This is a genomic window from Marinobacter sp. AL4B (assembly GCF_019916045.1).
GTDB lineage: Bacteria > Pseudomonadota > Gammaproteobacteria > Pseudomonadales > Oleiphilaceae > Marinobacter.
The window spans coordinates 1-24,238 of sequence record NZ_JAILWZ010000009.1; the positions used below are offsets into that span (position 1 = coordinate 1).

17 protein-coding genes are annotated in these 24,238 nt (G+C 51.1%); 11 read left to right on the forward strand and 6 right to left on the reverse strand.

Annotated features, from left to right (window positions below; translation table 11 throughout):
• Positions 1 to 380 precede the first annotated feature (380 nt).
• On the forward strand, positions 381 to 2,117 hold the full coding sequence (locus K5L82_RS00620) for a putative bifunctional diguanylate cyclase/phosphodiesterase (protein ID WP_223132799.1): 1,737 nt from the start codon (positions 381 to 383) through the stop codon (positions 2,115 to 2,117).
• A gap of 64 nt (positions 2,118 to 2,181) precedes the next feature.
• On the opposite strand, the gene K5L82_RS00625 is transcribed toward K5L82_RS00620, so the two are convergent.
• Complete coding sequence (locus tag K5L82_RS00625) at positions 2,182 to 2,697, reverse strand: hypothetical protein (RefSeq protein ID WP_223132800.1); 516 nt, start codon at positions 2,695 to 2,697, stop codon at positions 2,182 to 2,184.
• 58 nt (positions 2,698 to 2,755) lie between these two features.
• Entirely contained in the window at positions 2,756 to 3,292 is a 537-nt protein-coding gene (locus K5L82_RS00630; RefSeq protein ID WP_223132801.1) for a PRC-barrel domain-containing protein, read from the reverse strand.
• Positions 3,293 to 3,904: 612 nt separating this feature from the next.
• Between K5L82_RS00630 and K5L82_RS00635 the strand changes: the two genes are divergently transcribed.
• The 6 genes from K5L82_RS00635 to K5L82_RS00660 are packed head-to-tail and all read left to right on the forward strand — an operon-like array spanning position 3,905 to position 11,455.
• Positions 3,905 to 6,004, forward strand: a complete 2,100-nt coding sequence (locus K5L82_RS00635; RefSeq protein WP_223132802.1) for an acetate--CoA ligase family protein — start codon at positions 3,905 to 3,907, stop codon at positions 6,002 to 6,004.
• On the forward strand, positions 6,004 to 6,786 hold the full coding sequence (locus K5L82_RS00640; RefSeq protein ID WP_223132803.1) for an enoyl-CoA hydratase-related protein: 783 nt from the start codon (positions 6,004 to 6,006) through the stop codon (positions 6,784 to 6,786). The genes K5L82_RS00635 and K5L82_RS00640 overlap by 1 nt, the downstream gene beginning before the upstream one ends.
• A 39-nt stretch (positions 6,787 to 6,825) precedes the next feature.
• The gene (locus K5L82_RS00645) at positions 6,826 to 7,608 is read left to right on the forward strand and encodes an enoyl-CoA hydratase-related protein (RefSeq protein WP_223132804.1); all 783 of its coding nucleotides are present in this window, start codon (positions 6,826 to 6,828) and stop codon (positions 7,606 to 7,608) included.
• A gap of 24 nt (positions 7,609 to 7,632) precedes the next feature.
• Entirely contained in the window at positions 7,633 to 8,793 is a 1,161-nt protein-coding gene (locus K5L82_RS00650) for an acyl-CoA dehydrogenase family protein (protein WP_223132805.1), read from the forward strand.
• 60 nt (positions 8,794 to 8,853) lie between these two features.
• Positions 8,854 to 10,485, forward strand: a complete 1,632-nt coding sequence (locus tag K5L82_RS00655) for a BCCT family transporter (protein WP_223132806.1) — start codon at positions 8,854 to 8,856, stop codon at positions 10,483 to 10,485.
• Positions 10,478 to 11,455: an NAD(P)H-dependent flavin oxidoreductase gene (locus K5L82_RS00660; protein ID WP_223132807.1), complete on the forward strand. Its 978-nt coding sequence runs from the start codon at positions 10,478 to 10,480 to the stop codon at positions 11,453 to 11,455. Before K5L82_RS00655 ends, K5L82_RS00660 begins: the two co-directional genes overlap by 8 nt.
• Before the next feature lie 57 nt (positions 11,456 to 11,512).
• Here the strand turns inward: K5L82_RS00660 and K5L82_RS00665 are convergent, their stop codons facing one another.
• The 4 genes from K5L82_RS00665 to K5L82_RS00680 all read right to left on the reverse strand — a co-directional run bounded on the left by K5L82_RS00665 (position 11,513) and on the right by K5L82_RS00680 (position 17,261).
• Positions 11,513 to 12,487 (reverse strand): GlxA family transcriptional regulator, encoded by a 975-nt coding sequence (locus K5L82_RS00665; protein WP_133005432.1) that lies wholly within the window; start codon positions 12,485 to 12,487, stop codon positions 11,513 to 11,515.
• Positions 12,488 to 12,566: 79 nt separating this feature from the next.
• On the reverse strand, positions 12,567 to 13,364 hold the full coding sequence (locus K5L82_RS00670) for an enoyl-CoA hydratase/isomerase family protein (RefSeq protein WP_223132808.1): 798 nt from the start codon (positions 13,362 to 13,364) through the stop codon (positions 12,567 to 12,569).
• Between the two features lie 287 nt (positions 13,365 to 13,651).
• Positions 13,652 to 15,040 (reverse strand): PepSY-associated TM helix domain-containing protein, encoded by a 1,389-nt coding sequence (locus tag K5L82_RS00675; RefSeq protein WP_223132809.1) that lies wholly within the window; start codon positions 15,038 to 15,040, stop codon positions 13,652 to 13,654.
• Positions 15,041 to 15,380: 340 nt separating this feature from the next.
• Positions 15,381 to 17,261, reverse strand: coding sequence for a sigma-54-dependent Fis family transcriptional regulator (locus K5L82_RS00680; RefSeq protein ID WP_223132810.1), 1,881 nt, complete (start codon positions 17,259 to 17,261; stop codon positions 15,381 to 15,383).
• Between the two features lie 211 nt (positions 17,262 to 17,472).
• On the opposite strand from K5L82_RS00680, the gene K5L82_RS00685 reads away from it, so the two are divergent.
• The 4 genes from K5L82_RS00685 to K5L82_RS00700 all read left to right on the forward strand — a co-directional run bounded on the left by K5L82_RS00685 (position 17,473) and on the right by K5L82_RS00700 (position 24,233).
• The gene (locus K5L82_RS00685; protein WP_223132811.1) at positions 17,473 to 18,396 is read left to right on the forward strand and encodes a transporter; all 924 of its coding nucleotides are present in this window, start codon (positions 17,473 to 17,475) and stop codon (positions 18,394 to 18,396) included.
• A gap of 49 nt (positions 18,397 to 18,445) precedes the next feature.
• On the forward strand, positions 18,446 to 20,557 hold the full coding sequence (locus K5L82_RS00690; protein WP_223132812.1) for a PQQ-dependent dehydrogenase, methanol/ethanol family: 2,112 nt from the start codon (positions 18,446 to 18,448) through the stop codon (positions 20,555 to 20,557).
• 15 nt (positions 20,558 to 20,572) lie between these two features.
• Entirely contained in the window at positions 20,573 to 22,087 is a 1,515-nt protein-coding gene (locus tag K5L82_RS00695; RefSeq protein ID WP_223132813.1) for an aldehyde dehydrogenase family protein, read from the forward strand.
• A gap of 97 nt (positions 22,088 to 22,184) precedes the next feature.
• On the forward strand, positions 22,185 to 24,233 hold the full coding sequence (locus tag K5L82_RS00700) for a TonB-dependent receptor family protein (RefSeq protein WP_223132814.1): 2,049 nt from the start codon (positions 22,185 to 22,187) through the stop codon (positions 24,231 to 24,233).
• Positions 24,234 to 24,238 lie beyond the last annotated feature (5 nt).

Consider the following 24,238-nt stretch of genomic DNA (forward strand, 5'->3'; position numbering starts at 1 on the left):
ACAAGAATCCGAAGATTCTTAATTCTTGCTCAAGACAAAACTCAATTTTCGACGAGTCACTGTCCTGATATTTCGTATCTGAAATACCTCGGCCAGCGCCCACACGAATTACTTGGTCAACTTTTTAAAGAGCGTTTGAGCGTCTCGTTGCTCAACAGTGGGGCGAATTCTACAGCGTTCTAGGATCCTGTCAACAAGCATTATCAACAAATTTCGCTTTGTTTCGGTTTCCCGCAACCCACTGAAACGTATTCGTTTATTAATTAAACAGAGCGAACAAAAAACAACCAGAACACCCAACAAAACCGCTCTCGAATATGGTGTTAGTCTAAACCAAATGATACGTTGCCACTATAAATAGAACTAAAGATCGTCACCTTATGCCAGACACACTACAAAACAGCACGCTCTGTGGACCGGACTCCACCCAAGGCACCTCTATAGAAGAGCAACGTTACCATTCGCTTCTCGCGCTCCACCCCGATGCGGTTTTTGAGCTTGACGGGTATAGCCGCTTTACGGCTGCCAACGACAAATTCGAGAGCCTGTTTGCGATAAGTAAAGCAGCGCTTACTGGCGAACGGTTCGAAAAACTGGCCCATCTCGATGATCCTGGTGCTTTGCATCAAGCCATACAACTCGCACTCCAAGGATCCCAGACTACGTTCGAATGCAGAATCCGTCGGAGCTCGCACAAAGACTCGTTAATAGAGGTCACCCTTTCCCCGATATTTATTGATCGGACGGTAAGAGGCGTGCACGGCATTGCGAAGGAACTATCCAGCCATCAGGTCACCATGAGTGACCCGCTTCGCGAAGACATCCTTACTGGACTGCCGGATCGATCAGCCTTTGAAACCCAAATTCGAGAAGTTCAACAGCGTGACGGACAACTCTCTGCAGTTCTCATCATTAATTTAGACGATTTTGGGTCCGTCAACCGACATCTTGGCCACGCCATAGGCGACCGGCTACTGCAAGAAGCAGCAAAGCGCCTGGATGAAGGCCTTCAACCCGGATGCTTCTTAGCGCGATTTGCCGGCGACGAGTTTGGCCTGCTCCTTTCGAACATTACTAATGAAGAGATTGCGCTACAAATTGCAGAAGGCTATTTGTACCTGCTCTCCTGTCCTTTCATTATTGATCAGCAAGCGCTTCAAATAACCGCAAGCATCGGCATCGCATTCCATCACAGTGCCAGTCCACATAGTTCGACATTAATTCAGCGCGCGTGTATCGCGGTGACAGATGCAAAAGCTCAAGGCCGAAACACCTGGGGCTGGTATTCTGAGGACTCTCATTCGGTTGTACTCGAACATGTTTCGCTCCGTCGGGAGCTAGCCGCTGCCATCGACGGTGATGCCCTCGTACTGCACTACCAACCGCTGGTAGATTCGCGAACGAGCACCGTAAAATCTTTAGAAGCACTCGTGAGGTGGCAACATCCCAGCCGCGGCTTGATGTCACCACAAGAGTTCATTTCGCTGGCTGAGAAGACCGGACAAATCATTGATATCGAACGCTGGGTGCTTCGGCGAGCCTGCAAAGACATCTACGAGTTAAATTCCACCCGGGAGTCCCCTCTAACCATCGCCGTTAACATCTCCCCGGCCCACTTCGGACGCAACGGATTTATTGAGGAAATAGAACACGTACTCCAAATCAGTGGGCTTAGCCCGCAATACTTGGAACTCGAGGTGACAGAAAACTCTTTGATGATGGACACAGAAAGATCGGTAAAGCGTTTGCAGGACTTGCGATCGCTAGGTGTCAGGGTTGCAATCGACGATTTTGGTACCGGGTACTCAAACCTCGCGTATCTTCATCGGTTCCCGATTAACAAAATCAAGATCGATCAAGCGTTTATCCGCCACATCAGCAACAACAATGCGAATGCAGCGATTGTAGAGGGGATCATCACCATGGCGCACCGCCTGGGCCTCGAAGTTGTAGCGGAAGGCGTTGAAACGGCTGAACATCGAGATCATCTTGTTGATCTTGATTGCGACTCTTTACAAGGCTACCTGTTTTCCAAAGCTCTGCCGATCACCCAAATTAGAACGCTGCCCGCCCTTCTATATCGTGAAGTCGAACCGCACTCGATGAGATCGACCTGACTATCGGGCAAAGCCAAATAGGCGTGATTATTGATCTGTCGGGCGAGGGCCAAGCTGCCACTTCTTAGAGTGACTGTATATCCGAGCCCATCGCTTCTCTGGCAACTCTTTGCTGATCGCTACTTTCACAGTGAACGACCACTGTCCAGCGACCTACATTCTGGGCCTTGCGCGTTTTCTCTATGAAAGGATCATGATCCGGGCGAATGGAGATGACCCCAGCGACCAAGAGCGCTAACACCGGACACAGGAAACCAAACGCGATATAGGTCATTAAGGGGCTCGACTGTGTGAGGGTGGGCCCGACTAACACCAATACAGTGGCAAGCATGAGACCAATAACGAGCCCCACACTGCCGAAGGTGATATGAGTGTTAATAAGAGATCGCGCCACTCCCTGAACTTCAGGCTCTACTTTTCTCGCCATATCGGGGTCATCGGGTCGCACTACTTTGATTTGTGAGGCGGACATTCCCGCTGAATTAAGAGCATCTACCGCTTTATTTGCGGCGCGCTCGTCTTCGAATTCAGTAGCAATCTTGTGAGAGAACTTTTCCCCTAGCTGCATGGCGCTAGACATTATATTCCTCCTGTATGCGGACGTGTCCGCCCTCCATGGCACGCTCTTCCCGGACGATTTATTCGACTGCGTCCTTAGTTTCTTCACCCATTTCAGCTACACCACGCTTAACGTCATACCAAACTGAAGAGGTAGCTTGCTTAGTACTCTCCCAAGCGCTTTCACTGATTTCCTTTGTGCTTTCCCATGCTTGCTGAAGGCTTTGGCTAGTCTCGTTCCACCAATCCTCATTGTATTGAGGTAATACCTTTAACTCTTCCTGAGACAATTCCATGTGAACTTCGTACTCAACGTCATCGAAACTGCGTTTATCGGAAGCTACAGCCACGGTGAACGTACCGCGCTCGGCAATAATCTCGCCGCCTCCTAATCCTAGAATTTCACCCGTTTCGATAACCAGCGAATGTACTGACATGTCATTCGTCAACAGAACATCTTCAACCTCACCGATTTCTTCGCCAGTTCTGTCAAAAACATTTGCATCCGTCAGCTCATCCATAGAATACAGACCTTCCGCAGCAACAGCCGAAAGACTCAACGCCATCCCGCCTACCAACACCGAGGTTCCCATAGTGCGTGAAAGAAATTTACGCATTGTCGTACTCCTACCGTTTGTGGCTTTGGCAATCGCCCAGAAAATTATTTCAAAGGGCGAGCTTCTGGTAAATATGACCAATAATCGAACCAGTTGATTCGAAACATCTTGTCGCACACCCAACGTAGCAAAGGATTTAACGGGGTCCAAATGACGCTAAGGTAATTCCCCGTTAACTGTTAAAGCCACTAAGGTGCGCGCATGAAAAATGAAATCGATGTCGCGGTTTTGTCACAAGGTATTTTGGGATTTTTGAAGCACTCAAAGTAATTCAAAGAAACTCCGTCATGATTCCTTTGAGCCCCCTTTAACAGCCTTCAACTTTCCGACTCATCATTTTCGTGACTCGCCTAAACGAACCATCTTTGGTGCCGATTAGAACCCCTCCCTTAAATGCCGACAAATTTTCTAGTCTCCGTGGACCAAAACCAACAATGTCGTTTTTTGATCCTTTTCTGTCGATTTTTAGAAGTTCCGCTTATCACCTCGTGAGTAACACTAGGTCATGTTCCGGGTAAACATCTCAAGGAGCAGTTGAGCTCCAGAACTCTCTACCTGAGTAATGGCGAAATATAGCAAAAACAAAAAACCAAGCCGGAGGGATTAATCCTCATGTTATCTGCACGTTTCTTACGCCCAAAATCCATTGCTGTGTTTGGTGGGCGCGAAGCTAAAAAAGTTATTGAACAGTGCGAGGCCGTGGGGTTTACCGGAGAAATTTGGCCGGTCCACCCTAAGCACACCGAAATTTCCGGGCGTAAAACATACCGCTCGGTTGCCGAGCTACCTAACAGCCCTGACGCGGCCTATATCGCCGTCAATCGAAACCTGAGCATCCAGATTGTGTCGGAGCTAGCCGCCCGGAATGCAGGTGGTGTGGTCTGCTATGCCACTGGGTTCTCTGAGTCTGGAAAGGATGGCAAGGAACTTGAGCAGCAATTATTGAAGGCAGCCGGAAACATGCCGTTGCTCGGGCCTAATTGTTATGGGTTCCTGAATTATATTCAGGGGGCCATGATGTGGCCTGACCAACAAGGCGGTCGACAGGTAGACCAGGGCGTCGCTCTGATTACCATGTCGAGTAACATCGCTTTCAATCTCACGATGCAACGGCGCGGCTTGCCAATCTCGTACCTCGTATCTTTGGGCAATCGCCTCAAGTTTGACCTGCAAGACGCGATCACCACCTTTGCCCAGCAAGAAGAAGTCACCGCAATTGGGCTGTATGTCGAAGGTATTGCAGATCCTCGAGCATTCCAGGAGGCAGCCGAAGTCGCGCGTCAGTTTGGCAAGCCAATTGTCGCCCTAAAGTCCGGCCATTCAGAAGTCGCCAGCCGGGTTGTCATGTCCCACACCGCTGCTCTCAGTGGTTCTGACGAACTGATCGACGCGTTATTCGAGCGTTCAGGCGTAGCCAGGGTGAACTCTTTGGAGACGCTAATTGAAACGTTGAAGCTGCTACATGTGCACGGCCCTCTTAGCGGCGCCCGAGTTGGCGCGATGAGCACCTCCGGTGGAGACATGACAATCCTGGCAGATGCTATCAGCGAGACTACGTTAACGCTGGCGCCACTATCTGATAGCGGCGCGATAGCGCTGAAACAAGTAGTTCACGAACGCATGGTGGTTGGTAACCCGCTGGATTACCAGCTGTTCGATTGGGGGGACCAAGAACGACTACAGATCACGTACGAAGCGTTTATGAATGAGGGCTTCGACCTAACCGTGAGTATGCTCGACCTTCCTCGCGAAGATCGGTGCGACGGGTCTGATTGGCAAAGTGCCGAATATGCATTCATCGAAGCCAGCAAAAACGCCCAGTACCCCACTGCCGTCATGTCGACAATTTCAGACAACCTACCTGAAGCACTGGCACTTCGTTTATTTGACAGCGGAATCGTACCCCTAAACGGCATTCAAGCAGCGGTTCCGGCGATCGAGGCAGCAGCCCGCATCGGCCAACTCTGGGCGCGTCCTTCGCCAACGGAACTGATACTACCTAGTGTCCCAACAGACCTTCCGGACGAGCAGATTATTGATGAAGCGAGCGCAAAAGCAGCGCTCGCTAAACACGGCTTAGCTATCCCTTCGTCCCGCATTGTTAATACCGAAGAGGAAGGCGTTGCTGCCGCTAACGCTCTTGGGTACCCAGTGGTTATTAAAGCATTGGGCATCGCTCACAAAACCGATGTAGGCGGCGTTCGCCTGAACCTAACCAGCCCAGCGTCTGTTGCCGAAGCGGTATCTGAAATGAGGCTGCTGGCTCAGGATGTTCTTGTCGAGAAGATGGTAACAAGCGCAGTCACCGAGTTGATCGTCGGGGTTAACCGCGATGAGCAGTTCGGGTTACATCTTGTGGTTGGTGCCGGCGGGATTATGGTAGAGCTGCTTAAAGACAGCCAGCCACTTTTATTACCGACCAGCCGATTTGAAATAGAGGCAGCGCTTCGATCACTTAAAACTTCCAGCTTGCTGTTTGGCTTTCGGGGGCGGAAAGAAGCTGATCTTGAAGCTGTCATTGATGCCGTGTTGGCAATCGCTGCTTACGCTCAAGCACATGCTGCTTCGCTGATTGAATTAGACGTCAATCCCTTAATGGTTCTGGCTAAAGGCCAAGGCGTGGTAGCTGCAGATGCATTGATTCGCCTTGCACCCGGAGCCCTCCATGCAAAACAAAGCGTTCGCGAGATAGCCGATCAGGAGCCTGTGTGATGAATAACTATTTGGAACTAGAACGTCGTGGAGCGGTACTCGAAATCACGCTAAACCGGCCGAAGGCAAACACCATTGATATTCCGTTGAGCCAGGAACTGAGCCGGGTTTTTGCTGAGTTTCGAGATGATCCCGAGCTTCGTGTTGCCATTATGACCGGGGCTGGAGATCGTTTCTATTCTGCGGGCTGGGACCTTAATGCTGTTGCTGATGGCGAAGAATACATCGGCGAATTTGGCGAAGGCGGATTCGCCGGCTTTCCCGAATTGAAATCACTCAACAAGCCGGTGATCTGTGCGGTTAACGGTATGGCCGTAGGTGCTGGCTTTGAAATGCTAACCCGTGCTGACTTTGTCGTTGCCGCCGACCACGCCGAGTTCTTGTTACCAGAAGTAGGTATCGGAATCGCTCCGGACATCGGCACCTTCACGCTACCCAAGTTGTTAACTCGCCAGCGCGCCATGGAGGTCCTGATGACTCGACGGCGCTTTTCAGCCCAACAAATGGCGAGCTGGGGCCTCGTAACTCAAGTGGTGCCGGGGGCGGAGTTGATGGCGGCTGCCCGGGCGCTGTCTGAAAGTTTGCTAACCTCCGCCCCACTGTCATTGGCAGCTATCAAAGAAGCCGTTGACGACACTGAAACCACGACGTTTTCTGACTGCTACCAACGCTTGCGGAACAGTCCATGGCCCGCATTCAAGGCCATGCTGGATAGCGATGACGCGGTAGAAGGTGCCAAAGCATTTGGCGAACGTCGCCCTCCCCGCTGGGCTCAAAATTAAGCAACCCAAATTCACCCAGAACAATAAAGGATGATCGTAATGTCTGACTTTTTACGCGCTGTGCGTAACGACGAAATTTTCGAAATCACTATAAATAAGCCAAAAGGCAATGCCGTCAGCGCCGCCCTGAGTCGGGAGATGGGAAAACTGTTTGCCGAATTTCGCGACGACCCATCCCTGCGGGTCGCAATACTGACTGGTGCGGGCGAGAAATTCTTTTGCGGTGGCTGGGATCTGAATTCTGTAGCAGACGGAGAGGAGTATACCGGCGACTTTGGTGAAGGCGGCTTTGGCGGATTCATCGAATTGCCGAAGCTCTATAAACCCGTCATTTGTGCAGTTAACGGCTACGCGATTGGCGCTGGTTTCGAAATGTTGCTTCGCTCCGACTTTGTGATTGCTGCTGAGAATGCACAGTTCTGGCTTCCAGAATCTCAGCTTGGCGTTGCGCCAGATGTCGCAACCTTCCTGCTACCGAAACTCTTGCCACGTCAAAAGGCCATGGAAATTTTAATGACCGGCCGTCGATATACAGGCCACGAGTTGGCGGACCTAGGGCTGGTAAACAGTGTTGTACCAGCAGGGCAAGCTATGGCGGCAGCACGTGATCTTGCAGAGGAACTCATCAAAGCCGCACCGCTATCGCTGGCCGCTATAAAAGAAGCCGCTGAACTGACTGAGGGGCTCACATTCAGTGAAAGCTACGCTGCCCTTCGCTCGAAAGAATGGCCGGCCTTTATGGCCATGCTCGATAGCAGTGATGCGCAGGAAGGCGCCAAAGCTTTTCTCGAGGGACGTTCACCGGAGTGGACCGGACAATAACAATATTCGAATCGGAGAAACATTATGGATTTTCAACTGACTGAAGAACAGAATATGCTGGTGCAGACCGTTTCCACATTTGTGGAAAAAGAACTGCTTCCTTATGAAAACGAAGTTGAAGAACGCGGTTTTGTTAGCCCAGAGCTGGCAGCCAGCATCCGGTCAAAAGCCCTTCATGCAGGCCTCTACGCCTTTAATCTCCCAGAATCGGCTGGTGGGCTCGGAATTGATCACGTTAGCCAAGCGCTAATTGAGCGGGAGCTATCGAAAGTTTCGTGGGCGATTCACGTAAACGTTGCTCGCCCCAGCAATATCTTAATGGCCTGTCGAGACGACCAAATCAAAGACTATCTGATGCCATGCGTGCGCGGCGAAAAATCGGATTGTTTTGCCCTTACAGAGCCAGGAGCCGGTTCGGACGCCGCCGGCATCACCACTCGAGCACGAGAAGACGGCGAAGAGTATGTTATCAACGGTGGCAAACATTTTATAAGCCATGCCGGTGAGGCTGACTTTGCCATTGTCTTTGCAGTGACAGGCGTTGATAACTCCTCATCACGCCCACGCAATCAAGTAACGGCATTCCTAGTCGACAAAGGCACCGCTGGGTTTGAATGCCGCCGCGGCCCGATTTGCGTCAGCAACCGCGGTTACGAGCAATATGAGTTGTTCTTTGATGATTGCCGCGTACACAAATCCAAGGTGCTGGGCGAAGTCGGCAAAGGTTGGGACGTCGCGAACACTTGGTTGACAGCGGGACGCGTCATGGTGGCTGCAAACTGTGTGGGACAAGCGCAGCGTGCCATGGATATGGCCGTCCAATGGGCTGCAGATCGTAAGCAGTTCGGCAAAGCCATAGGCAGAAATCAAGGCGTGTCGTTCAAACTTGCGGATATGGCCACAGAGATTCGCGCCGCAGAGCTGCTGACACTGCATGCTGCCTGGAAAATGGACCAAGGTACTATGACTGATTCAGATGCTGGAATGGCAAAATTATTCGCAAGTGAAATGCTGGGCCGGGTCACCGATGAAGCGGTGCAAATTTTCGGCGGCATGGGATTGATGAATGAAACTCCTGTAGAAAGATTGTGGCGAAACGCACGGATTGAGCGGATTTGGGAAGGCACGTCTGAGATTCAGCGCCACATTATTTCAAAAGACCTGCTGCGAACTCAGGCACAGTAAAAGATATTGCCCAAAAAGATCTTCCAACAATAAAACAGATCCAAACAAAGGCATTAAAAAATGAATAACAATACTGCTGGGGCTGCCCGCCCCAAAGATGCTCCAATCGATAAACACATCTTCTGGCCTTCTTGCCTAATCGTTTCAGCCGTCATCATAGGGATGATCGCCTTCGAAGATCAGGCGTTAGCGGGTATCAAGGTAGCATTTGATTTTGTAACCAACCAATTCGGCTTTGCCTACATCTGGGCTGGAGCGTTCTTCTTCGGTGCCGTGTTATGGTTATCGCTGGGGCGCTATAGTCAAGTCCGCCTCGGCGGGCCCGATGCTCGCCCTGAATTCACCCGCCTGAGCTGGATCACCATGTTTTTCTGCTCAGGTATTGGGACGTCGCTAATTTTTTGGTCTTCGATCGAGTGGACTTATTACTTTACGGCGCCTCCTTTCGGGCTGGAGCCCAGAAGTGATCTTGCCGCAGATTACGCTGCGATGTACGGTATGTTCCACTGGGGACCACTTGCCTGGGCGTTTTATTGTTTGACCGCCTTCCCTATCGGATATGCCTTCTACAACCGAAAAAAATCTCAGCTGCGACTAAGTGCTGCCTGTTCAGGGCTTCTTGGCGATAAGCACGCCAATGGCCTCGCCGGTAAGGTCATCGATATCCTTATGGTATTCGGCCTAGTGGGAGGTATCGGCACAGTACTCGCTTCGGGCACACCGATGCTTGCAGAGGCCGTTAGCCGTCAATTGAACATTGAACACACGTTTAAAGTCGATATCGCGGTTGTCCTTGTATGGGTGGCGATCTTCGTCACATCGGTCGTGCTCGGCCTTAAGAAAGGTATCCAGCGTCTAAGTCGGCTCAACATGTATGCGCTGACCATTCTGTGCATCCTTGTGTTTGTTGGTGGCCCAACGTTCTTCATGTTGAACAGCTTTACCAACAGTCTCGGCCTGATGGTCACCGAGTTCGCACATATGGCGTTCTACACAGATCCCATTGCTAACAGCATGTTCCCGCAGTGGTGGACGATTTTCTACTGGGCTTGGTGGGTAGCGATGGGGCCCTATATGGGCATTTTCATTGCACGGATTTCTCGTGGCCGTACCTTCAGAGACATTGGCCTGACTGTTTTGTCGGCGGGCAGCGCCGGGTGCATGTTGTTCTTCGTGCTCTTTGGCAGCACCTCTATGAACGCAGAACTAACGGGTGCTTTCCCGGTACTCGAAACAATTGCCAACGAAAGTCCTTCGGCTGCGATTTTGGGCACGTTAGAGCAGCTGCCATTTTATGACGTCATCCTCATCCTGTTCATCATAGTTGGCTTCGTCTATTCAGGCACAACGGTCGATTCCTCAGCGTATGTTTTAGCCTCCGTCACTTCCTATAACCTCCGTGAAGGCGTTGAACCAAACGTTGCCAACCGTTTTTTCTGGGCGATTGCATTAGGGGGGGCTGGACTGGTTCTTATGAATGCGGGTGGTCTTGAGCCCATTAAAACAGCGAGTCTCGTTGTCGGCGTACCGCTTCTGGTAGTGATGTGCATGTCCTTCTTCTCACTTTTAAATTGGTTGAAGGCGGACTACCCCATGCTTACCCCAGGCATCGAGAAAAAAATGACGGGCAACGAACACATGAATGTCGAAGCCAACCGTAACTCAGCAGTAGGAGCAGAGAGCTATGTTTAAGACTCGAATAACCGAACTTTTCGGTATTGAGCACCCCGTTATTCAGGGCGGAATGCAACGGGTCTCAACTGCAGAGTTGGTTGCAGCTGTGGCGAATGCCGGAGGGCTGGGATTTCTGAGCGCCCTCACCCAGCCCACCCCTGCGGCGCTGGCTGACGAAATTACTCGAACTCAGGCGATGACGAACAAGCCTTTCGGGGTGAACCTGACGATCTTGCCGAGCATTACACCTCCTCCGTACGAAGAGTATGCTCAAGTTATCATTGATTCTGGCGTGAAGGTCGTCGAAACCGCAGGACGCAGCCCCAAGCCGTTCATGGCCGCATTCAAAGAAGCGGGCATAAAGGTGGCACACAAGTGCACGTCGGTGCGCCATGCACTGAAAGCACAAGAGGTCGGTTGCGATGCTGTCATTATTGACGGGTTTGAGGCGGCCGGCCACCCTGGGGAAGATGACATTCCGTCGCTCGTGCTGCTCCCTCGCACCGTTGATGCTCTGGATATCCCGGTTATAGCCTGTGGTGGGTTCAGCGATGGCCGAGGGCTGGCCGCAGCTCTGGCAATGGGCGCAGAAGCCGTTAGCATGGGTACTCGTTTTCTGGGAACTGTAGAAGCACCTATACACCAGAACCTCAAGGACAAACTTCTTGAAGGTAGCGAGTTAGATACGCAGCTGATTTTTCGTAAGTTCCGTAACACGGCCCGAGTCTACCGAAACTCTGTAGCCGAAGAGGTTGTCAGCATTGAGCTAAAAAAGGACACCGAGTTTGCGGATATAGCGGAGTTAGTGTCCGGGAAGCGCGGTGCCAAAGTTCTAGAAACCGGTGACATGGAACATGGCATTTGGTGGGCAGGTATGTCACAAGGCCTGATATCTGACATCCCAACCGTGGATACTTTAGTCAAACGATTGGTTTCAGATGCTTCCGAAATTATTCAAGGGCGTCTGTCTAAACTGCTCAGCGAGTAGGACACATTTGGCAAGAAAGATTTCTTAACCTTTGCCCCTTCGGGGGTTTTTTTATAACTAAACAGAAGCAGAAATACGCGCCCGATGAGATTTTCGGTCGTTCGACGGGGTACAGCTATACACAGAATGGTAATTTCGTGTCAGTGCAGCAGAAGAACTGAACCCACAACGCACAGCTATCTGAGTAATACCGAGACTCGTTTCCCTCAATAGCCGCTGAGCTGAAGCTACCCGCAATTCAATGTAATGACGAGCCGGTGTTGTTTTAAACATTTCATGAAACTCGCGCTCAAGCTGACGTTGCGAAGTACCTACCTTTGAAGCCAAATCTGAGATCGCAATTGGCTGCTCAATATTCGCCTCCATGATTCTCACGGCTTTCGCCAATCGCGGAGCCCGGACGCTGAGCCAGGTAGGCGCATATTCTCTCTGTTGCTTACTGCCCGGTTGCTCGATATCGAAAATGAGGTACTCCGCTACCGCAAGGGCTAACTGTTCGCCATGATGCTGACGTATCAACTCCAAGATGAGATCCATAGATGTACTGGCCCCACCTGTCGTGATCCTGTCTCTATCAATCACATAACGATCAGCACACACTTTGATGTCGGGGAAGCGCTCATGAAACACCTCTAGCTCTGCCCAATGAATCGTGGCCCGATAACCACTCAGCAAGCCCGCTTTAGCGAGCGCAAAAGCGCCAGCATCCAGCCCTGCCATTTGGACTGCATAGGGCTTAAGTTTCCGGAGGCTCTTTACCAAATCCGCGGTGATATACGATTCATAATTATAGCTGGCTAATAAAAAGAGCACGTCCAGCGGCGCTGTACCGGGAATGTCGGCAATGCTTTTACTAACCGGGAACGTCAGCCCACTGGTACTTGATACACATTGGCCATCAACCGAGAATAAATGCCACTTAGCAACAGGCCGCTCCGACAGATCATTCGCAGCGCGAATGGGCTCAATTAGATTGGAAAAACAAAGATTACTGAACTCTGGCAGTAAAAGGATGCCGTAATTTTTGATCATCGCTCATCGACCCGATTCATCAGCTTTAATAACCACGACTCATCCCGAGGCCGCACATCCCATGAAACTGCCCATGCACTTAGCCCGAAAAACTAGGCGACCGCCGGTCCAAGAACGCCCTAACCCCTTCTACGAAGTCATCGACATAAACGCAATCGGAAAAGCTATCTAACTCCGCTGCCAGAGTTGTATTAAATGCATCGAAATTACGCTGAACTTGTAACAACCGCAGCGTATTTTCTGCAGCCTTAGTCGGACCTGATACCAGCTGTTTCGCCACCTCGCTGACATTGCCATCTAACTCATTTACGTCAACCAACCTCGTAACAAGCCCCCAACTCTCTGCTTGCTCGGCATCAAAGCTCCGATTAGTTAAAAGTAAATCTGATGCTCGCGTCTCTCCAATCAAGCGGGGCAGGCTGTACGATAGCCCCCCATCAGGAGTCACACCAAGACCAAGGTACGCGGGTACGAATCGGCTACCACGAGCCGCAACAACTATGTCGGCGATGCAACAAAGGCTGAGACCAAAGCCTGCCGCCGCGCCTTGCACAGCCACTAGCAACGGAACACGCAGTGAAACAAAAAGCGCCATAACCTCATGAGCTAAGCTAACATATTGGCGCGCTTTTTCAGACCGTTCTGAAGGAGGGAGATCAACCAATTCTGCAAAGAAATCAATATCACCTCCTGCGCAGAACACCTTGCCCTCACCCTTCAATATCACTACTCGTACGTTGTGATTGTTATGTAACTCACGAAGCATTTGCCGAAGCTCAAGGAAGGCCTCTTCAGACAAGGAGTTGAGCTGAGAAGGGCGGCTAATGGTAATAGTCGCTGTATGCTGAACGTACTCAAGATTGACGCAATGGGACATCTTAACCTCAGTGGAGTGCGCGTAGGGGTGACGCGGATTCAATGGTTCAAACGAAGATTGACCCTAAAAGCGTACTGAATTTCCAGCAGGTATTCTCTGCGACTTTCGATACATCCCGGACCTGCACGGACCTTGGTTTTTAAACCTACCGCTACCCAGTAACATCTATTTTTTGGGGCTCATCCATAAAACCCTCAGCATGAACATCAGAACTGGTTGGGAAGCGTTGCAAAGCTGAATGGGCAAGATCCGCACGATGGGCAACCGGCTTGTGTTCGGTCACCAGGCTAAATAACACGCTCTCCGCGGCACCTAGCGCGCTGGCCAAGAAAATCCACAATGGCTATAAGCATCAACATCACGCCTACCAAGGGAAAAATGATGCCACCGATCATCAAAAGCCCCAATACCGCCCAAAGACGACGGGGGTTTTGAGGAAGCGGGGGCACCCCCAGTCTCCCGCTCGGACGCCGCTTCCACCACATAACGCCCGCAGATACGCTGAAGATCACGATCACGACGCAGGCCAGCGCTAGCACGACTTGGTTCCAGATGCCGAATTCCTGGCCCATGTGCACGTTAATGCCCCATTCTAAGCTGCGTCCAAGAGGACCGTAGTCGGCGTAGTTCATATCTATTAATACTTGGCCACTGTACTGATCAAGATGCACGACCCGCTGCCGACTAAGATCATCCGGGTAAACGGACCCCGTATACACACCGTCAGTAGACGACGGCAGATTGACCGAATATCCCGGCGCCAGACCAAGTTCATCGAAACGCGCGACGGCCTGGTCAAGACCGATTGGTGTCGTTATATTTTGCCCATCAGCCGGGTGTTGAACGGATAATGGAATCTGGGCCTGCTCCAGAGACCAGCTTGTTTGGACTCGCTCGGACAGGCGCTCCCCGGACATTGGGACATCAACCCGTACACCCGCGGGGTAACCAAAATTATGGCCATTGGCGAGTTCATTGACCTTATCCCCCCAGACAATGGACCAGGGCATTCCGGTGATTGCCAGAAAAAGGATGATACCTCCCACTGTCACGCCTGACACTGCGTGCAAATCACGCCAAAAAACCCGCTCCCTGCGGCTGCCTCGTATCTTAATTACGCCTCCGTTCTGCCCCCTCGGCCACCATAGATAAGTGCCGGTGATGACCAGCAGAATCGACAGTCCTGCGGCTATCTCCAGTGCCCCATTGGCTATGGGTCCCAGCTTTTCCAAACTGTGCAATTTTCGGATAAACCACATGGCACTGCCGCGATACTCCATCGCTCCAAGTACAGCGTTGTCGTAGGGGTTCACATAAACGGCGAGTTTCTCTCCCGCGTCCGTTTTTATGTCGATTTCGGTGGCGAGATGCTCCGCAGCGGGCGGGACATACTTGAAGACCTCTCCGGGATATCTTTGGAGCGCCGCAGCCATTTGACGCTCCGGCGTTATGTCACTGCCCTTCTCCACTTCCACTTTCATCAGATCAGCGTGTAAAACCTGATCGATCTCATCACGAAAGAGGTACAGAGCGCCTGTCACAGCAAGCAAAATCATGAAAGGCAGCACTAATAAGCCTGCATAGAAGTGCCAGCGCCAGACAGCGCGATAGAGGTCAACGCCAGAGATCCCTCGGCTCTGAGCCGAAGCGGCTGAAGTAGTAACAGACTTTTCCATGGAACCTATTTCCGCGCAAAATATGGTGGCTTTTTTAGAGTGAGGTAAAACCTTCGTCAGATTGCGCAAATTGTAGATAAATAAAGGATGGGGTGAGGTGTGGTTATTTGTCGCATGTGCTAGTTGCCGACATGCAGCGGGTCGGTAACGAACCGGCGTACACGGGGTTGCAGACTGGATCGCCTTTTAAGGCAAATTTACCCTTTATCAACAACCTTCAAATTCCAAACTTATCATTCCCCTCCTCCGCTAAACGAGCCCTCTTCGGTGCGAATCGCACCGTATTTGAGATTAACCCAATGGTTTATCCTCAAAGGCCATTCCCTTGGCCAAAACACATTTAAAGCCCAAACCGTTTTATTTTCCGGTAAAGCGTTGCTCGGGTTATTCCCAGCTCTCGCGCCGCGGCACTGATATTGTCTTTGCATTTTTCAAGCGCAGCACTCACAGCGTCGCGTTCGGCATTAGCCAATAAGCTTCCTGATTTCGGATCCGTTGCTGGCGTTAACGCGTTAAATCGATTCGCCTTGACTGCTTCAGGCAGATGATCCACTTCAATAACACCATTGTTAGCGAGCGCCTGACCTAACTTTAGCGCCTGCTCCAACTCCCGAATGTTTCCTTTCCAGGGATAATGTCTTAACAGGTCGCGAGCTTCCGGAGACAATATAGATGGTATGCTTGGTGATGCGGCGATCGCCAGCAAATGATCGATCAATCCGTCTAGATCTTCACGCTCTCTTAATGGCGGCAACGTGACCTTCAGACCATTCACTCGATAGTATAGATCATCGCGAAAGCTCCCTTGTTCCATCAACTCATCCAAGTTCCGGTGCGTAGCACAAATCAAAGAAAAGCAGACCTCTCGAATTTTTTCTTCCCCCAACCGAGTTACCGTTCGCTCCTGCAGTACACGTAACAAACGTGCTTGAAACTCCACCGGCATGTCTCCGATCTCATCAAGAAACAACGTCCCTCCACTGGCCTCTTCGAACTTCCCTTTGGCGCCTCCACGGCGAGCACCGGTGAACGCTCCATCAGCGTAGCCAAATAACTCAGATTCAATTAAGCCTGCCGGGATAGCTGAGCAATTTACAGCCACAAAGGCACCTTTAGGGGAAGGTCCTTGCGAGTGCAGCCAACGGGCGAGAACCTCCTTTCCTGTTCCCGTTTCACCGTTAATTAACATTGGCACACGATGCATGAAAGCACGGCGCGCCTTTTCAAAAAGAGGGCGCAGTGAAGCGTCTGCAAAAAATGGTGACGGTATTGATGCGCGGTCCAACTCAACTCGGGCAAGAATAGATGGGGATACTTCGGGCACTGTTTCGGCCCTTAAAAACAGTTCTGATCCATTGTGGCATACCACTTTAATTGGATTACGTTGGGAACGCCTTACCTCATCAAGACTGCAAGAGAACAAATCTCTAAACGTCACCGCTCCCCCGTTCTGCTCAGGAATATCCAGTTCCAGCATCTGCCGCGCAGTTGGGTTTGCCCCCAACACTTCGCCATCTGCACAGAAATGAATCAGACCTCGCATCGGTGAACTAGTTAGCTCTGGAAGATAGTGAATTGCCAGCACCCAAGCACCAGACAGATCTCCTACCATTCGGTTTTCAACGGCTCTGCTCGCCAACGCAACGGACTCGAGTATCCCTACAGGACGACCATCGTAGTGCTTAGTCGCATTTAGAGCGCCGACCACCATTCCTGCCGGGTCAAAAATGGGGACAGCAACACAAGCAAGATTTCTAAATTCATGTAGAAAATGCTCATCACCACACACGACTGAAGGCCTGTGTTCGAGCAAAGCACAGCCAGGGCCATTAGTACCCGCGACCTGTTCAGAAAGGTCGAGCCCCGAGCTTAACGATGTTCCCAGCAGGCTTTCCTTTCCAAAATAATTAATACTCCGTCCTTCTCTCTCCAGACAGGCAAAGGCCCAGCCAGCCGCCCCCCAAGACCGAAACAGATTTCGCATTTCCGGTTCTACATAACACAGAAGATCTCGGTGCTGATCGTGCAAAGAAGGTAATTCATTAAGCGACAAGGTCTGTCGTAAAACCTGGTCAACAGGAGAAAGTCCGTGCTCTCTAGAGCGTAGCCAGGACCGCATAACCTCATCCCTAACCCAATGAGGTGGCACATCAAGACCCGCATCAAAAAGCTCGCGTGCTTTCTGAATCCGAGCACCGTAACCGAAATCATGAAGCTCCATACTGCCTCCACCACGCTGTTTTATTCTTATTCACCTGACCGAATGGTGTGTTTTAAAACGATCCAGATTTTATTTTACCTGGGCTTCCGAAAACCACTCTTTGGCGCGCAACCAGTTGTTTTTGTTAAGTTATCTTCAATCAATCTTTCTTGGCACGGGCTCTGCTTAGACATGCCTGCGGTACCAATAAAACCAACAAGGAATCTGCACTATGCCACTTATGACAAGGTTTGAAAAAAGAATCTCAGCGTCCCAGAAACAGCGCTTCCAAAGTCTAGCTTCAACTGCTGTAGCCATTTTACTACTCTCTTCAGGCAACGCTAACGCCGTTGATATCGATGCGGGGGATTACACAGCGCTTCCGCCAGGCACTAATTTAGCGATGGGCTACTACCAGTTCGCTACCCGTGACTCCCTTTACTCCGATGGCGATAAAGCTCCTATTAATGCCAAGCTCGACTCACATATTGGTATTCTTCGTGGAGTCCACTTTACTGAAATTGGAGGTTACACCGTAGACCCTCAATTTCTTTTACCTGTAGGAAAGCTGGAAGGCAAAGAAGACACTTCTGGCCTAGGCGATGCCAGCGGTCTAGGTGACCTAACCCTAGCCGCCACAGTATGGCTGGTGAACAAGCCTGAAAGTAATACCTATTTTGGCATTACACCTTTTCTCTATCTCCCCACTGGCAGCTACGACCGAGAAGATGCGTTAAACCTAGGAGAGAATCGTTGGAAATACGCCTTGCAAGCGGGATACATCACCGGGCTTTCCCCCCGGGTCTCCTTAGATCTAGCCGCCGACGTCACATTTTATGGCGACAACGACAAATTTGGATCGACTAAGGCAACTCTCGAACAGGATCCTTCTTACCAATTCCAAGGATTTCTACGCTATCAACTAACTTCTCAGCTGGATCTTCGTACAGGTGTGTCACATACGCTCGGTGGCGAAACATCTGTGAACGGTGTCGACCAAGACAACCGGTTATCACACACTAAGATGACATTGGGAACCGCCTGGTCTGTGACGCCTGCCTTGCAGTTGATGGCAAATTATGGAAAAGACCTATCGGTAGAAAACGGTTTCAAAGAGCAACACCGCATCAACCTTCGTGTTCTAAAAGCCTTCTAAATATCTTGAAGCAGCAATAACAACGAGAAAGGACATTGAGATGAGATTAATGAAACACAGACTCGGTATTTTGACGCCCCCCCAACCACTTCACTTGGCTCTAGCGATAAGCATAGGATTTGCTAGCACCCACTCAATCGCTGACAACGCCATTGACCGCGTCAATGAAAGCTACATTATAGAAAACGCCAAAACAGGCAAAGACTGGCCAGCTCACGGTTTTGATTACTCAGAAACACGCTACAGTCCCCTCTCCCAAATTACAGCCAATAACGTCGACAAACTGGGGCTTGCCTGGACCTACGACCTGCAATCAAGTCGTGGAATTGAAGCAACTCCCTTAGTTGTCGACGGCGTGATGTATGTCACTGCATCCTGGAGTGTGGTGCATGCTATTGATGCAAAAACCGGCAAAAAACTATGGACCTTCGACCCTGAAGTTCCTCGCGAAAAAGGCTACGAGGCGTGCTGTGACGTCGTTAATAGAGGGGTCGCCTTGTACGAAGGCAACGTCTATGTTGCTGCACTTGACGGGCGACTGGTCGCCATCGATGCAAAATCCGGCGACAAAGTTTGGGAAAAAAACACGCTGATTGACAACGAAATTGGTTACACGATGACGGGGGCACCACGGGTGTTCAAGGGCAATGTAATCATCGGGAACGGTGGCGCGGAACGCGGTGTAAGAGGCTATATAACAGCATACGACGCCAAAAATGGGGAGCAAAAATGGCGCTGGTTCACCGTACCCGGAAACCCAAACAAGCCCTTTGAGAACGAGGCTATGGAAACAGCCGCCAAAACCTGGGACCCAAGCAGCAAATATTGGGAAAGCGGTGGTGGCGGCACGGTTTGGAACTCAATGGTCTTCGATCCAGAACTAAACCTTATGTACATCGGGACAGGGAACGGCGCCCCATGGTCGCATAAAAAGCGAAGCCCAAAAGGTGGAGATAACCTTTATGTAGCTTCCATCGTCGCACTAAACCCTGATACCGGAAAGTATGTTTGGCACTATCAAGAAACGCCAGGAGATAACTGGGACTACACCTCAGCTCAGGACATGATACTTACAGATCTGGTGATAGAGGGCGAACAGCGGAAAGTTATTATACACGCGCCTAAAAACGGATTCTTTTTCGTAGTCGACCGGACCAATGGGGAATTTATATCCGCCAACAATTTCGTCGATGTTAACTGGGCAGAAGGGTACGACAGCAATGGACGACCTATCGAAGTGCCTGGCGCGCGGGCTACGGACAAGCCGTTTGATGCAATCCCCGGCCCCTTTGGCGGACACAATTGGCACTCGATGTCGTTCAATTCTGATACGGGGCTAGCGTACTTCCCGTCTCAGAACATTCCTGTGACGTTATCCGAAGACCCTACTTGGCAAAACATAGATAGCAATGAGCCCGGGCAGCCCATGAGCGGTATCGGCTGGAATACGGCCATGAGAATCAACGAAGCCCCTCCTTCGAGCAAACCTTTTGGACGCCTGACAGCCTGGGACCCAGTCAAACAAGAAGAGGCCTGGCGTTATGAGCATGCCTCTCCTTGGAACGGAGGCGCGCTTTCTACCGCGGGCAACCTGGTCTTTCAAGGTACAGCAGATGCTCGATTAATGGCATTTAACGCTCAGACAGGCGAACCATTATGGGAGTCTCCAATGGGAACCGGCGTGATCGCAGCGCCGGTCACTTATGAAGTAGATGGTACCCAATATATTTCCATTGCAGCTGGCTGGGGCGGCGTATACGGCCAATCTCAACGCGGCTCAGACCTAAAGACTCCCGGCACCGTTTATACATTTGCCCTGAATGGTGATGCGGAAATGCCTGAGTTCACCAAATTTCAATTGGGTTCACTGATATCCGGCGTTAAATACAATCCGGAGTTTGTCGAGGAAGGCACCGGGCTTTACGTCAGTAACTGCGTATTTTGTCACGGCGTCCCCGGGGTGGACAAAGGCGGCAACATTCCGAACCTAGGTTACGTCGATAGTGCTGTTATCGAAAACCTAGATGCCTTTGTCTTTAACGGTCCGTTTGTTTCCAAAGGGATGCCTGACTTTACGGGCAGGTTAAGCGAGACCGATGTCGAGAAAATAAAGGCATTTATCCAAGGTACCGCCGACGCTATTCGCCCAAAAACCCAATGAACTGAGGTGTTTTCAATGAACACAATGACAAATGAACTAGCAAATACTCAACAAAAGACACGTGCATTTATCGATCGCCAAAATCACAGCATGTTGGTAGGCGGACAATGGGTTGATGCACTGAATGGCGAGCGTCTACAGGTTGTCAACCCGGCTGATGAAGCGATAATTGGAAGCATACCGTCTGCTCACGCAGAGGATGTTGATATCGCTGTGAAGTGTGCAATAAACGCATTGGAACATGGAGAGTGGGCGCGAATGCGGCCTTCCACCCGGCAAAATTTGCTATTAAAGCTCGCCGATCTGATTGAGCGTGACGCTCGAGTTATCGCCGAACTGGAAGCCATCGACAATGGCAAGTCTGCCGCCATTGCTCAGGCAGTCGATATCGGTTTAGGGCTAGAATTTTTCCGCTACATGGCAGGCTGGACGACCAAGATTGAAGGGTCCACTTTGGATGTATCGGTACCTTTTGCGCCGCCAGAAGCCGACTTTTTCGCCTATACCCGACGGGAACCAGTTGGCGTCGTGGCCGCTATCATACCGTGGAATTTCCCATTCCTGATGGCCTGCTGGAAACTCGCACCAGCACTTGCAGCCGGGTGTACCGTGGTTCTTAAGCCTGCAGAGCAAACATCCCTTTCCGCACTGTATTTAGGGGAACTTATCGAAGAGGCCGGCTTCCCTGACGGGGTCGTCAACATCGTCACGGGCGATGGGCAAAATGCTGGCTCGGCTTTGACTGAGCACCCGGGCATCAACAAAATCAGCTTCACGGGGTCAACACAGGTCGGACAGGTCATCGGCCGCGCCGCCATGGATAATATGGCCCGCGTAACTCTCGAGTTAGGCGGCAAGTCGCCAATGATTGTCTTGGGAGACTGTGACCCTGAAAAGGCGGCACAAGGTGCAGCGACAGCTATATTTTTTAATCACGGGCAAACCTGTAGCGCGGGTTCACGCTTATACATACACAGAAGCATCTTTGATGAGGTTGTAAGTCGGCTCACAGAGCTAGCCGAGACCATTCCACTTGGCTCAGGTCTCGACCCTGCAACGGAAATGGGTCCATTGGTGTCTCAGGTACAGTTAGATAGGGTCTGTCATTTCATTGAAAAAGGGCGCGAGGAAGGTGCCAAATTGGTAACGGGAGGTGAGAGGGCAGATCGCAAGGGCTACTACGTCAAACCAACCATTTTCACCAGTGAAGATGACAGCCTCGTTATTGCCAAAGAGGAAATATTTGGCCCCGTACTTGTGGCAATCCCCTTTGATGATGAAGACGATGTCGTTCTTCGCGCCAATGACAGTCGCTACGGTCTGGCAGCCAGTATCTGGTCAAACGATCTCTCACGGGTACAACGTATCGTCCCAAAGCTTAAAGCTGGCACGGTCTGGGTCAATGGGCACAACTTGCTTGACGCAAACGTGCCATTTGGAGGCTACAAACTTTCTGGGGTTGGCCGCGATATGGGCAAACAGTCTCTGGACTCCTACCTAGAAACCAAATCGGTTTTTATGGCCCTTTAACAAAATAGAGAGCATGAGGCCCCGGGGAACGGATACCGGGGCCTCGATCTTCGAGCCACTGGTTTACAGTGTGAAGCACCCTCCCAAGACGACACTTATGAACAACTACAAATTAATCTTTCGCTTGTTGAGTGGACTTATCATGTTGCCTTTCACCATGGCTACCTATGCACGAACACCCGCCGAAATAGTGGTGACTTCGCCGGTGATGGAGCGCACTTTGTACCAAACACCGGCGGCCATCTCGGTCGTTCAGCCAGATTCGATTCAAAAAGGTCAACCCAAGGTAAAGCTTGATGAAACTCTTGCTATGGTTCCTGGTCTTTTTCTGCAAAACAAAGAGAACTTCGCACAAGGAGAACGTATAGCCATACGCGGGTTTGGAGCGCGAGCGCCTTTTGGGGTTCGGGGTATTACGGTTGTAGTAGATGACATCCCGTATACGTTGCCAGATGGGCAGGCCCAGCTTGATGCGATTGACCTCGACAGCGCCGAACGCATCGAAGTTATCCGCGGCCCGGCCTCAGCTTTATATGGCAACGCAGCTGGTGGCGTTATCAGTGTAACCACATCAGATGGGCGTCGGAGACCCAATCATACATCTCTGCAAGTTACGGGCGGAAGCGATGGCTTTGGCAAGGTCTCACTCAAAAACAGCCAGAACAATGGTCCCTGGTCGCACAGCATCAACGGTTCAGCACTGAACTATGAGGGATATCGCGCGAACGCTAAGGTAGAAAAATACCTTCTGAATGCCAAGCTGCGCCGAGAGCTCGGAAACGATCGCTCGATGACCGCCATTGTTAACCTCCTAGACAACCCACGCTCAAAAGACCCGGGCGCACTGACTACTCAACAGGCTGAAAAAGACCGATCTCAGGCTGGGCGCTTTACTGAGGCGTACCACACCGGGCAATCCGTTGATCAACAAGTGATAAGCCTCCAATACCAGGATCTTTCTGCAGGACCAGGCGAATTCCGCGCGAATACCTTTTACCTCCGCAGGAACTTTGAACAGCAACTGCCCTACCCCGGTGACAGCCGAATTGATTACGATAGGGATTATTATGGGGTAAGGGCCGATTACCGAGATTCGATTTTGATCTCTGGGTTGCCTTTTCGCTATGTCGCTGGCCTAGAAGCCCGAAAACAAAGGGATGATCGTATCCGCCGAGGCATGAGCTTCGGCGGAGAGCTGAAAGGGCGGACCGCCGATGAACTGCAAACCGCCACGGCATTGGGTGCCTTCGCACAAGGAGATGTGAGCCTGTCCGAGCAATTAACCCTATCAGTGGGTGGTCGCTTTGATCGGGTATACCTCAAAGTCGATGATTCTTTCACCACCGACGGGGACCAAAGCGGGAGTCGCACTCTACGTGAATGGAGTGGCTCTGCGGGTTTGAGTTACCGCTACCTTAAATCCCACCAGGCCTATGCCAATATCAGCAGTGCTTACGAAACCCCAACTTTCTCGGAGTTTGCAAATCCGTCTGGAGTGGGTGGGCTTAACCCCGCAGCTGAACCACAAAAATCGCTGAATCATGAACTTGGGCTGCGAGGCAGCTTTGGTAGCGGCGTCAACTACGACATAGCCCTGTTCTGGGTAGATGTCCGCGATGAACTGATCCCCTATGAGTTGCCTGGGCTGGATGACCGTACCTACTACCGTAATACTGGCAATACCACACGCAAAGGTCTCGAGGCTGCAGCCGATTGGCTAATGTCTCCTAGCTGGCGCGCAGAAACAGCACTCGCGTTGGCTAGCTACCAGTTTGATACGTACCGTTCGAGTACCGCTAGTTATGATGGAAACCGGTTACCCGGCCTACCTGAGCAAGTTTGGTCAAACCAACTCACATGGCAAGGTTTGGGCGGCGCGTTTACCACCCTGGAGGTCCGTTATATCGGAGATATCTTCGCCGACGATGCCAATGAAACCAAGGTCGATGACTATTGGTTGATCAACTTTCGGGCAGGCAATACGTTGTACGCGGAAAGGAGTTATCTGTTGAAAGGATTTGTTGGCGTGAATAATCTAGGCGATAAGGATCACTTTGCCAATGTTCGTAGTAACGCCAGTAATGATCGGTACTATGAACCGGCTTCTGGGCGTACTTGGTACACGGGCCTTGAGTTTGTGTTTTGACGGAT

Excerpts from the sequence above, each read along its gene's own strand:
- K5L82_RS00620 (WP_223132799.1), top strand. The coding sequence starts at position 381 with ATGCCAGACACACTACAAAACAGCACGCTCTGTGGACCGGACTCCACC.
- K5L82_RS00625 (WP_223132800.1), bottom strand. The coding sequence starts at position 2,697 with ATGTCTAGCGCCATGCAGCTAGGGGAAAAGTTCTCTCACAAGATTGCT.
- K5L82_RS00630 (WP_223132801.1), bottom strand. The coding sequence starts at position 3,292 with ATGCGTAAATTTCTTTCACGCACTATGGGAACCTCGGTGTTGGTAGGC.
- K5L82_RS00635 (WP_223132802.1), top strand. The coding sequence starts at position 3,905 with ATGTTATCTGCACGTTTCTTACGCCCAAAATCCATTGCTGTGTTTGGT.
- K5L82_RS00640 (WP_223132803.1), top strand. The coding sequence starts at position 6,004 with ATGAATAACTATTTGGAACTAGAACGTCGTGGAGCGGTACTCGAAATC.
- K5L82_RS00645 (WP_223132804.1), top strand. The coding sequence starts at position 6,826 with ATGTCTGACTTTTTACGCGCTGTGCGTAACGACGAAATTTTCGAAATC.
- K5L82_RS00650 (WP_223132805.1), top strand. The coding sequence starts at position 7,633 with ATGGATTTTCAACTGACTGAAGAACAGAATATGCTGGTGCAGACCGTT.
- K5L82_RS00655 (WP_223132806.1), top strand. The coding sequence starts at position 8,854 with ATGAATAACAATACTGCTGGGGCTGCCCGCCCCAAAGATGCTCCAATC.
- K5L82_RS00660 (WP_223132807.1), top strand. The coding sequence starts at position 10,478 with ATGTTTAAGACTCGAATAACCGAACTTTTCGGTATTGAGCACCCCGTT.
- K5L82_RS00665 (WP_133005432.1), bottom strand. The coding sequence starts at position 12,487 with ATGATCAAAAATTACGGCATCCTTTTACTGCCAGAGTTCAGTAATCTT.
- K5L82_RS00670 (WP_223132808.1), bottom strand. The coding sequence starts at position 13,364 with ATGTCCCATTGCGTCAATCTTGAGTACGTTCAGCATACAGCGACTATT.
- K5L82_RS00675 (WP_223132809.1), bottom strand. The coding sequence starts at position 15,040 with ATGGAAAAGTCTGTTACTACTTCAGCCGCTTCGGCTCAGAGCCGAGGG.
- K5L82_RS00680 (WP_223132810.1), bottom strand. The coding sequence starts at position 17,261 with ATGGAGCTTCATGATTTCGGTTACGGTGCTCGGATTCAGAAAGCACGC.
- K5L82_RS00685 (WP_223132811.1), top strand. The coding sequence starts at position 17,473 with ATGCCACTTATGACAAGGTTTGAAAAAAGAATCTCAGCGTCCCAGAAA.
- K5L82_RS00690 (WP_223132812.1), top strand. The coding sequence starts at position 18,446 with ATGAAACACAGACTCGGTATTTTGACGCCCCCCCAACCACTTCACTTG.
- K5L82_RS00695 (WP_223132813.1), top strand. The coding sequence starts at position 20,573 with ATGAACACAATGACAAATGAACTAGCAAATACTCAACAAAAGACACGT.
- K5L82_RS00700 (WP_223132814.1), top strand. The coding sequence starts at position 22,185 with ATGAACAACTACAAATTAATCTTTCGCTTGTTGAGTGGACTTATCATG.